General features: G+C 59.4%; 9 protein-coding genes and 1 pseudogene. All 10 read right to left on the bottom strand.

The features are described 5' to 3' along the window. A pseudogene (locus tag JNB88_RS34075) lies at positions 1-175 on the bottom strand (efflux transporter outer membrane subunit); the annotation flags it as partial. A 157-nt stretch (positions 176-332) separates the two neighbouring features. Further along, positions 333-3437 carry an efflux RND transporter permease subunit gene (locus tag JNB88_RS32725; protein WP_220359109.1) on the bottom strand — a complete coding sequence of 1035 codons (3105 nt, stop codon included), beginning with the start codon at positions 3435-3437 and terminating at the stop codon, positions 333-335. Positions 3438-3480: 43 nt separating this feature from the next. Continuing rightward, positions 3481-4695, bottom strand: a complete 1215-nt coding sequence (locus tag JNB88_RS32720; protein WP_037138873.1) for an efflux RND transporter periplasmic adaptor subunit — start codon at positions 4693-4695, stop codon at positions 3481-3483. 138 nt (positions 4696-4833) lie between these two features. Beyond that, positions 4834-5436, bottom strand: coding sequence for a TetR/AcrR family transcriptional regulator (locus JNB88_RS32715; RefSeq protein WP_037138870.1), 603 nt, complete (start codon positions 5434-5436; stop codon positions 4834-4836). Between the two features lie 103 nt (positions 5437-5539). Then, on the bottom strand, positions 5540-6484 hold the full coding sequence (locus JNB88_RS32710) for a phosphoribosylaminoimidazolesuccinocarboxamide synthase (protein ID WP_220359108.1): 945 nt from the start codon (positions 6482-6484) through the stop codon (positions 5540-5542). A gap of 82 nt (positions 6485-6566) precedes the next feature. After that, the gene (locus tag JNB88_RS32705; protein WP_220359107.1) at positions 6567-8315 is read right to left on the bottom strand and encodes an SLC13 family permease; all 1749 of its coding nucleotides are present in this window, start codon (positions 8313-8315) and stop codon (positions 6567-6569) included. 99 nt (positions 8316-8414) lie between these two features. After that, positions 8415-9110 (bottom strand): phosphoribosyltransferase, encoded by a 696-nt coding sequence (locus JNB88_RS32700; RefSeq protein WP_220359106.1) that lies wholly within the window; start codon positions 9108-9110, stop codon positions 8415-8417. A gap of 4 nt (positions 9111-9114) precedes the next feature. After that, positions 9115-9921, bottom strand: a complete 807-nt coding sequence (locus JNB88_RS32695; protein ID WP_220359105.1) for a pseudouridine synthase — start codon at positions 9919-9921, stop codon at positions 9115-9117. A gap of 180 nt (positions 9922-10101) precedes the next feature. Further along, the gene (locus tag JNB88_RS32690) at positions 10102-10308 is read right to left on the bottom strand and encodes a hypothetical protein (RefSeq protein WP_037138860.1); all 207 of its coding nucleotides are present in this window, start codon (positions 10306-10308) and stop codon (positions 10102-10104) included. Positions 10309-10447: 139 nt separating this feature from the next. Then, entirely contained in the window at positions 10448-10783 is a 336-nt protein-coding gene (locus JNB88_RS32685; RefSeq protein WP_037138856.1) for a hypothetical protein, read from the bottom strand. Positions 10784-11237 lie beyond the last annotated feature (454 nt).

Here is an 11237-nt window from a genome sequence, read left to right as displayed (position 1 = left end):
TCCGGTCACGGTAAGCCGTCCACCACGCCGTCGTCGAAACGTCGCCGATATCCTTGGCGCCGCCCTCGCTGAACTTCGCCGGAAGCGGCATCTCCGGGGGAACGTGGTCCGGGCCGCTCACACAGCCCGCGAGCAGTAGCAGAAGCGCCGGAGAGGCAAAGCGAAAAGATGCCATTAAATATCTTCCTGTAACTCGACCAAATCTATTCTTGTCAGAAGCGTTCATGCTTCGCTATCGGCCGCGCTTCGCTCGTACGAGAAACACCATCCCGAAGCAGTTGGCGGCAATGTAGCAACGAGTCTCATTTTCTCACAGTGCATTTATACCACACTCACGCTTCATTTTTTTGCCGCCGCGCGAAGAGCCGGCGGATGACGACGAAGAACGAGGGCACGAAGAAAATGCCGAGAGCGGTTGCCGCGAGCATGCCGCCAAGCACGCCGATGCCGATTGCGTTCTGTGCCGCGGAGCCAGCACCCGTTGCAATCGCCAGCGGTACGACCCCCAGAATGAAGGCAAGCGACGTCATGATGATCGGACGCAGGCGCAGGCGTGCTGCCTCGAGAGTTGCCTCGAGCAGCCCCATTCCTGTTTCCATTCGGTCCTTCGCGAACTCGACGATCAGGATCGCGTTCTTCGCCGCCAGACCTATCGTCGTCAGGAGGCCGACCTTGAAGTAGACGTCGTTCGCTTGGCCGAAGAGGGTTGCCGCGGCAAGCGCGCCGAGCACGCCGACAGGCACCGCCATGATGACGGAGAACGGGATCGACCAGCTTTCATAAAGTGCCGCCAGGCAAAGGAAGACGACGAGGACCGAGATCGCATAGAGCATTGGTGCCTGCGAACCGGACAGGCGTTCCTGGTAGGAAATGCCCTGCCAGGCCACCGTGTAGCCGCCGCCCAACTGTTCTGTCAGCGCTTCCATTTCGTTCATGGCGTCGCCGGAGCTCACGCCCGGTGCAGACGCACCCTCAAGCGGGATCGCGCTGACCGCGTTGAAGCGTGCGAGTGTCGGGGCGCCCTTGACCCATTCCGTGCGGGTGAAGGCCGAGAAGGGGACCATCTCGCCGTTCGAGTTGCGGGCATACCAGTGGTCAAGATCGTCGGGCTGCATGCGGAAGGGAGCGTCGCCCTGGACGTAGACGGGCTTGATCTCGCCGTTCAGCGTGAAGTCGTTCACGTCGCGACCGGTAAATATGACAGAGAGCATCGAATTGACCGCGGAGATATCGACGCCCATCGCGCCGATCTTCTCCTGATCGATGATGATCTTCATCTGTGGCTCGACTTCCTTATTGTTGCTGCGCAGTGCCACGACCTTGCCGCTGGAATTCGCCATCTGGATCAGCCGCTTCGAGGCGGCATCCAGCGCTTCGGTGCCGTGACCGCCGGTGTCGACCAGATACATGGAGAAACCGCTCGAGACGCCGAGGCCCTGAATCGCCGGCGGCAGCAGGGCGAAGACCTGCGCTTCGCGGAAGGTGAAGAACGTCTTGAGTGCGCGCGTGACCACCGCCTGCGCATGCAGGTTGGGATCTGTGCGCTGCGCGAAATCCTTCAGTTTCGTGAAGACGATCGCGCTGTTCTGGCCGGAACCGTTGAAGCCGAAGCCAAGGGCGCCGAAAACGGAATCTACGGCGTCCTTCTCGTTCTCGCGGTAGTACTGCTCCACCTTTTCGACGACTGCCTGTGTCTGCTGTGTCGTCGAACCGGGAGGCGTAGTGACGATCGTCAACAGAACGCCCTGGTCTTCCTGCGGAAGGAACGAGCTTGGCAGGCGGTTGAACAGATAGGCGCAACCGACACCGATGAGAAGAAAGACGAGCATGACGCGGATCGGGCGCTTGAGCAGGTAGCCGATGCTCCTGACGTAGCCGTTGGTCGAGCGCGTGAAGTTGCGGTTGAACCAGTCGCCGAGGCGATGCTTCTTGTGTTCGCCTACGGGCTTCAACATGGTCGCGCAGAGCGCCGGCGTCAGCACGATCGCGACGAGCGCTGAAAGCAACATCGCCGAGACGATGGTAACAGAAAACTGGCGATAGATGATGCCGGTCGAGCCGCCGAAGAAGGCCATCGGGATAAAGACCGCGGTGAGGACGAGGGCGATACCGACGATCGCGCCGGTGATTTCGCCCATAGACTTCTCCGTCGCTTCAAGCGGCGACAGCTTTTCTTCCGTCATGATGCGCTCGACGTTTTCGACGACGACGATCGCGTCGTCGACAAGAAGGCCGATCGCGAGAACCATGGCAAACATTGTCAGGGTGTTGATCGAATATCCAGCCACCGCGAGAATGCCGAAGGTGCCCAGCAGGACCACAGGCACGGCGATCGTCGGAATGAGCGTCGCCCTGAGGTTCTGCAGGAAGACCAGAAGAACGATGAAGACGAGAACAATGGCTTCGATCAGGGTATGAACGACCTTTTCGATCGACAGCTCGACAAAGGGGGTCGTGTCATAGGGATAGGTGATCTCCACGCCTTCCGGCAGGCCGCGGCTGATCGTATCGAGAGCGGAGCGCACGCGGTCGGCGGTATCGATCGCGTTCGCGCCGATGGCGAGGTTGACCGCAAAGCCTGTCGACGGCTGGCCGTTGTAGCGAGACGAGCCGCCATAGCTTTCCTGGCCGATCTCGATGCGTGCGACGTCGCTGAGGCGCACCGTCGAACCGTCTTTCTCGACCTTCAGGATAATGTGCTCGAAGTCGGAAACGGTGGTCAGCTGGCTCTGCGCGGTGATCGTGACATTGAGCTGCTGGCCTTCGACCGTCGGCTGGGCGCCGAGCGAACCGACGGAGACCTGCGTGTTTTGGGCTTCGATCGCCGAGGTAACGTCGCCTGTCGTCAACTGGTACTTCAACAGCTTGTAGGGATCGAGCCAGACGCGCATGGCGTAGCCGGAGCCGAAGATGTTGATGCTGCCGACGCCCTCGAGACGCTGGATCTGATCTTCGATCGAGGTCGACATGATGTTGCCGAGATCGACGGAGTTGCGCTTGCCGTCGGTCGAGACGAGAGAGCCGACGAGCAGGATGCTCGAGGTTGAGCGCGTGACGCTGATGCCGGCGTCGATAACGTCGCTCGGCAGCTGGGACTGGACGAGCTGCAGTTTGTTCTGAACCTGAACCTGCGCGATATCGGGATCGACACTCGTGCCGAAGGTCAGCGAAATGCTGGCAGAGCCGGTCGACGAGGTCGACGTCATATACGTCAGGTCGTCAAGGCCGGTCATGCCGTCTTCGATGATGGTCGTTACCGACTTCTCGACCGTTTCGGCGCTTGCGCCGCGATAGGTCGCGTTGATCCGCACCGTCGTCGGCGCGATATCGGGGTATTGCGAAATCGACAGCGTAAAGATCGCGAGCAGGCCCGCGAGCATGATCGTAATCGCGATGACCCAAGCAAAGATCGGGCGTCGGATGAAAAACTTGGCCATTGGCTTACTGTTCCTGTGCGGCTCTGATCACGGTTCGTCGCGATTACTTCGCGGCGGGCTTCTGCGCGTCACCGGATGGGGCCTGTTCAGCGGGCACGACAATTCCCTTGTCGTTGATCTTCATCGGCATGGGCTTGACGGGCATGCCCGCGGTAATCGACTGGAGGCCGCTGACAATGAGCTGATCACCGTCCTTGATGCCGTCCGTAACGAGCCAGGCATTGTTGGAAGGTGTTGCGTTTTCGAAGATGCGGGTCTCGACCTTGCCATCGGCAGAGACGAACTGCGCCGTCAATTCACCGTTTGCATTGCGGCTGGTGGCAAGCTGCGGCAGCGCGAATCCAGCCTCTGAACCGAGTTCAAGCGTGGCGCGGACATACATGCCGGGCAGGATGACACGGTCGGGATTGGGGAAGCGAACGCGGATGATGAACGTCCCGGTCGTCTCACTGACGACAGACTTCGACATGTCCAGCGTGCCCTTCTGATCATATTCCTTGCCGTTCTCAAGGATCAGGCGAAACGCTTCGTTTCCGGCGGTTCCCTTGATTTCACCCCGTCTCATTGCGTCGCGAAGCCGCAAGAGGTTCGTGCTCGATTCTGTCAGAAGGATATAGACCGGGTCCAACTGGCGCACGGTCGTCAGAGCGGTCGTCTGGTTGGCAGCGACGACGTTGCCGACGTTGTATGCAGTCTGGTCGATCACGCCGTCGAAAGGCGCCGTGATTTTCGTGTGTTCAACATCGATCTCGGCTGCGGTGAGAGCCGCCTTTGCCGACTCGACCTCGGCCTGCGCCTGCAGAAGGTTGGTGCGTGCCGTTTCAAGTTCGATCTGAGTTGCTCCTGACCCGACGAGCCGCTGATAGCGGTCGAAATTGCTCTGGGCGCTCGGGACACTTGCTTCCGCCTTGGCGATGGCGGCGCGCGCCTGCGCGGCAGTCGCCAGATAGGGGGCGTCCTCGATCTGATAAAGAATGTCACCCTTCTTGACTTCGCCGCCTTCCTTGAACGGGATCTCTTGGATGATGCCGCTAACCTGCGGGCGAATTTCGGCAATCTGCGAAGCCTCGGCGCGACCTGGCAGGATCGTGGTTACAGGGAAGGTGCCCTTCGTCAACGATATGACGCCGACTGGGGCGGCCTGCTGAGCTGCAGCGCCCGGAGTACCGGCCGCGCCCTTGTTGCCGCTATCGCTGCAGGCGGCGAGTACTCCGCCAATCGCAAGAGCGGAAGAAACGAGGAAAATGCGCCGTATCATCATGAATTCCCTGTGTGATGGCGTCCGGCCAATGACCCTTCATTCGACAATGAAGGCAGATCATCGGTCCAGAATCAAATGCCACTGATCCGAATTTAAGAAAGACTTTATGAAGTGACGTAATTTATGAATCGTCACTTAGCAAGCGCTATTTTGCAGTGCGGCATCCACGAAGTCGACGATCTGCTTGGCGCGGTTGACCAGTGTGTCCTTATCGTCACGGGCAATCAGAACGGGGTGCAAGACGCTTGCCAGGACGTCGGAGACCGTGGTGGCGGCGGCTTCGGAGCTGCGGCAATGGTAGCGTCCGCTGATGATGCCTTCCCTTATTATGTCCTCGAGCTTCTGGACGATGCGTTCTCGATATCGATTGCCGGCATCGAGCTTGGCCTCCACCGTCATCAAGACCATTTCGAAGATATAGGGGTTTTGCTGGATGTCCTGCAGGTGGCTATCGAGCAGACGCAGGACGAAGCGAAGCAATTGCTCGTTCGGCGGCAAATCCTCATCGAAGGCGGCAAACCGCTCCGCGACGTCGCCGAGATGACGTTCGGCGATCGCGTCGACGAGGGCGGCTTTCGAGCGGAAGTGCTTGAAGACGTTGGCCGGCGACATGCCGAGCGAGGCGGCGATGTCGGCGATCGAAACTGCGACGAAACCGCGCTGTCGGAACAGCAGTTCTGCCATCGACAGAATGTCTTCGCGGGTTTCCTCGGCCTTGCGTCTTGGCCTGCGTGCCATCCATTCCCCCACCGGTCGCAAGGCCGGCATCCGTTTTTGCCGATGCTAGCGCCAACGGCCGACAGCCTGCAAGCCAATGTTGCAGTCTATTTTTCAGCCAGCACTACGAGAAGTAGGGCGACAGATTTTTCCGTATGCGTTCGACGGGTGTCGCGCCGCTGTCATCCGGAACGAAACGCTGTGCCGTGATGCTTTCAAAAGCCTTGATGTAGACCTCGGAGGTCTGTTCGATCAGTTCGACAGGGATCTCGGGAATCTCGTCCTTGTAGGGGTCGCAGCGTTCCGCGACCCAGGCGCGAACAAAATCCTTGTCGAAGCTTGTCGGGCGGGTTCCTGCCTCGAAACTTGCCTGGTAGCTGTCGGCAAGCCAGTAGCGGCTGCTGTCTGGCGTATGGATTTCGTCGGCGAGAATGATGTTGCCGTTCTCGTCCGTGCCGAACTCGTATTTGGTGTCGACGAGGATCAGCCCCTGTTTAGCCGCAAGTTCCTGGCCGCGGGCAAAGAGAGCCAGCGCATAGCGCGACAGCGTATCCCATTGCTCCCTAGTCAGAAGCCCTCGTTCGACGATCTCGGTGGGTGTCAGTGGTTCGTCGTGGCCACCGTCGAACTCTTTGCTGGTTGGCGTTATCACGGGTTCGGGTAGCTTTTGGTTGTCGCGCATGCCGTCCGGCAGACGCATGCCGTACATCTCGCGCTCGCCCTTCTTATAAAGAGTGAGGATCGAGGTCCCCGTCGTGCCGGCGAGATAGCCGCGAACGACGATTTCGACAGGCAGGATATCCAGGCGCTTGCCGATGACGACGTTCGGATCGGGATAGTCGAGAACGTGGTTGGGGCAGATGTCTTTCGTTGCCTCGAACCAGTAGCGTGCCGTCTGCGTGAGAACCTGGCCCTTGTAGGGAACGCAGGTCAGGATCCTGTCAAAGGCGCTCAGTCTATCAGTGCTGATGATAATGCGGCGCCCATCCGGCAGGTCGTAGTTCTCGCGAACCTTGCCGCGGTAGTAGTTGGGGAGCTCTGGAAAATGGGCTTCGGAGAGGATTCGCACGGGCTCGACCATCCTTCTGCATTGATCGTTAAGTTTCCCCCTGCTCTAGTTCCATCGCCGAGGATGTCAAGCAAACGCGCACCTAAAGCCAGAAGACATAGATAAGAAGTAGGGTAAGACCATAGCTTGCCGCGGTCAGCGGTGCTCCGGCTCTCAGGAAATCACTGAAACGGTAATTTCCGATCCCCATGGCCAAAGTGTTGTTGTGGTGACCGAAGGGGGTCAAGAAGTCCAGCGAGGCACCTGCGGCGACAGCGATCAAATAGGCCGATGGCGAATGATGCCCTGTTGCAGCAAAGGCTACGGCGATGGGGCTCATGACGATTGCGACGGTCGCGTTGTTGACGAAGGGCGTCAGCAACATTGACAGGAAGAGAACGAGTGCGACCCCGGCTAGTGGTTCAGTCAGTGACACCATGGAGCCAAGCGTTGAAGCGATCAATTGGGCCGTGCCCGTGGTGGCGACAGCGGAGCCGATCGGGATCATCGCCCCGAGCATGATGATGATCGGCCAGTTGAGGTCCGCCATTGCCTGGCGAATGTTCAGGTACCCAAGGAGTGCCAAGGCAAGCACAACGCCCGCAAAAGCAATATCCGGTGTGACGAGTTCGAAAGCCGTCACCGCGACGCCTGCGGCGAAAATGGCAAAGGGCTGCCAGGATGGCGACGTTCTAGGCGGTGGCTGAGACGCCAGCGGAAGGCACTCGCATTCCTCCAGCGCTTCTGCGATTGCCTTTCGCGGGCCCTCCAGGACCAGAATGTCGCCGATCGACAGCTGCAGATCTGCAAAACGCCCTTCGATGCGCGGTGAGCGCATCGAGAGCGCGGAAACCGTGACGTCGCGACTGCTGAACACCTCCAGGGAGTGCAGTCGCGAGCCGACTAGGGTGCTCTCCGGCATAACAACTGCCTCGATATAGTCGGCTTCGGAACTGTCCATGTTCAAGCGTTGTCGCGAAAGCAGCGTTCCCGATGTTTGAAGCCCATCGAAGACCATCTCGTCCGCTTCGGCCAACAGCAGGTCGCCCGCTTCGACGACGAGCTTATCGGGCGTGCCGAAGACGAACTTGTCATTGCGAATGAGTGTGTGGGGCTGCAACGAGAACCGATCGGGCAGGTCCGAGAGAGGGGCGCCAACAAGTGATGAGCCCGCCGGAATATGCCGCTCGGTGATCCGGCGTCGGTGCGGCGAGATCGGCGCTGCCGAAGCCGTCCTTTCGGTTTCGTCAGGAAACAACCGCGGTGCCAGCCACGCGGTCAGCGCGATGCCTGATATGGCGACTGGCAGACCGACATAGGCAAAATCGAACAGTCGGAATCCCGCGCCGCTCGCCGCCTCCCATGAATTACTGACAAGCATGTTCGCTGGCGTCCCGATCAGCGATACGATGCCGCCCAAGAGGGCTGCGAACGAGATCGGGATGATCAACTGCCGTTTGGGGATCTCAAGCGCCGCACTGACCCGCAGCGTTGCCGGAAGGGCGATCGAAAAGGCGCCGATGTCATTCATGAAGATCGAGATGAAACCGGTCGCTCCAGACAGGGCGGCGATGACTGCGGTGTTTGAAAATCTTGCGCGCACGAAAAAATCCGCAAGCCGATCGAAAAAGTGAGCCCGAGCGAGGACTTGCACGATGAGCAGGATCTCGACGACTGTCACAACCACCGGGCTGGCAAAGCCGGCGAAGACCTGTTCGGCGGAATAAAGGTGAAGGCCATAACCGGCGAGGAGCCCGGCAATCGCGATCACCTCGATGCGGAAGCGCTCCAGTGAAAACAGGACAAGCATCGTGAGTAGGAGGATCAGCAGGGATGCTTGCTCAAACGTCATGGTTTGTCCCGAACCTCAATCCACCCGGAGAATGTAGCGGTTCGGGCCGCGCTGTATAGAGCGAAATATCGCACGCCATGCCGCACGCTGATGACGCCTTCAGGCCGGCGATGGACGCCACGTACCGGTCTCGGTGATCTCCAGCATCGGCGTGGAAAATACGCCAACTGTTTTTTGACGCCATTGTGTGCCGGCTGCGTCGAGCGTGGCGCACCAGCGACGTGACTGCAGCATGGCCGCACCGATCGCAACAGGTTCGATCCCACAGCCGGCAAGGAGCTGCAGTCCGGAAACAATCGAGGTTCCGCTGGAGATGACGTCGTCGATCAGCGCCACGCGTTGCCCCTCCAGCAACGGCAGCATCCGCGGGTCTATGTAGAGACGTTTTTGTTGGCTGGGGGTGGTGACCGACGAGAGCGCCACGGAAAGCTCGTCGCGGTACCAGAATTTTCGGGAGGTTCCGAGCGGCACATATCGTGTGTGCCCGAGTTTTTGCGCCACGGCGGCTGCGAGCGTAAGCCCAAGGGTCGGGAGACCGGCGACAACTCCGACCTGGAAGGGCTTCAACCTCTCGGCAAGCGATTGAGCCAGTACGTCGACGACTTCGAAGCTTGCCTGATTGATAATGAGGGACGCCAGCGCATGTCGTCCGTCTGCCAGCACCCGCACCGGCAGACGAAGCTGTCGTCCATCGTCCAGCTCGGCCAGGTAGGATGTCGAGACATCACCATCGCTCCTAAAGGTGCCCGGGCTGTGGATCTCCTGCCAAAACTCGTGCGCGGCCAATTCTGTCATGCAGTCAATTCCGTTTTGTTGTTTCCATGCCTGCGCTTCGGCGCAGTTCCCTCAGTTCCGCATCCGTCAATGCGCGTACCGCGCCCTTCGGCAATTCGCCGAGTGCCAATCCGCCGATCGCAACCCGCACCAGGCGGAGGCACTCGACGTCCAGCGCTTCCAGCATTCGGCGGATCTGGCGATTGCGGCCCTCATCGAGTTCGACCTCGATCCAGGCGTTCTTGTCGCCGCTCCTCAACAGCGTCGCCGATGTTGCCTTCAGGACTTCACCATCGTGGCGGACGCCATAGGTCATCGCCGCCAGCATTTCGCTGTCCACGATGCGATTAACCTGGACGTGGTAGGTCTTCGTGACATGGGTGAGGGGATCGAGCATCGCCTGCGCGAAGACCGTATCGTTCGTAAAGAGCAGCAAGCCTTCGCTCGCCTTGTCCAGTCGACCGACCGGCGAAAGGTGAGGCGCCTCGAAGCCCCTCAGACATTCATAGACGGTCGGACGGCCTTCTGGATCATCGCGCGTTGTGACCAGCCCGCGCGGCTTGTTTAGCATGAGATAGATCTTTGCTTCCGCAACAACCTCGGAGCCGTCGACCTGGATCTTCGCTGTTGCCAAGTCCACCCAGGCGGAGATGTCCGTGACTTTGCGCCCGTCCACCAGAACTCGTCCGTCCTGGATCAGCCGTTCCGCTTGTGTCCGCGAACAGTGGCCGAGTTTGGAGAGCGCACGCGGCAGGGTCACTCGCCTGCCGGGCGCTTCGCCATTGGTTTTTGCGCGCTCGCGCGATTTTTGAGGTGAGCGCCGCTGCCTCACGCTGTTTCATCCCGTTGGTTCCGTCGATCAGGTTCTGGCATGAACAGGTTCATGATGCCAGCAAGCCGAGAGCAAAACGCGGGGATAATGAGAGGTGTAAGATGGCGCGTAACTTAAGGCCGAAAAGCAAGACGGCGCTCTAGGCGCCATCCGGTTCGTCTTTTGAAGAAGTCAGCAAACCTAGTGGTGTGCCATGAGGCCGGCAAGTTCCTGGCGGCTGATAACAACACCCGCGGCTGCTTTGACGGGGTCAGGATGAGTATAGGAGAGGAAGGGCAGTTCGGGCAGTTCAAGGGCCTGGCGCATGTTCATGATGCCGACTGCCTTGCGGCCACTGGCGCCATCGACACTGACTTCAACAATAAAATGCGTTCGTTGGGTCTCCATGAATAGTCCTCCCAGCTATTTTGGTCGCAGCAGTAACCGCGAAACTTGGTTTTTCTAAGACCAAAGTATTACGAGCCGCATCGACCTTCAGATCAATACGGCTCGCAGTAAAGGCGAGGGATCGGTCTCCTCGCAGATGTCAGCGCCACCAATGACGTGGTGGCTGTTGGCTGCCGCTCAAGAGGTACCCGGCCAGGAAGCCAATCGCGCCCGCGAGGGCGAGGGCGGTCGTTGTGGCGGCGGCATGCTCACGGGCAGCACCCGCGGCCGCTGCACCCTCAGCTCTAATCTGCGCGACAGCGCTCTTTGCGCGGGGGAGGGCATCTTCGTAGGCCTTACCTGCGCGGTCGCGCACTTCATAATAGGCTTCGGCGCCCTGGGCCGAGATCATTTTCTGTAGACGGGACACTTCCTGCTGGAGTGCGGCGATATCCTTGCTGACCGAGGCTCTGATGTCGTCGGTGGTGGCAGCCATGTCTTTCTCCTCTTCTTCTACGCGAACGGAACACGAAAGAGCTGCGATAGGTTCCAGGCGATCTCATCGGGGTAGGGGGGAAATGATCCTCTTCCCTCGAGTTTCAACCCTTAGGGCGGCCTTTTGCGCTGTGGGGACGCGTGGAAGACAGCTTTGCCGCCGATTTTTGACCATTTGATAAAGGAATTTCGCGCCATTTCGAACGCCGCCTGGGCAAGGCCGTTAAGTTCCCTGAAAATCCCCCTTTGGAATCAATCTGTTACAAAAATGTCAAAAAACTTTTGGGAGTGCTGTTGACTTAGAAAAGGGTGGTGGCCTATAAGCCCCCTCACTGAACGAGGGCGGCGGCGCTGCTGGCGACGAAGACCTTCGCTCTAGAGTTTCTTGCAGATTGGCTGAGACGCTGATTGGTTCCTGAGCTTTCGGGTTTGGGTTCGAGGAATTTTGACCGGGG

This window comes from Rhizobium cauense, from assembly GCF_019511525.1.
Lineage (GTDB): Bacteria > Pseudomonadota > Alphaproteobacteria > Rhizobiales > Rhizobiaceae > Rhizobium > Rhizobium cauense.
This window is presented reverse-complemented; position numbering and strand designations above follow the sequence as displayed.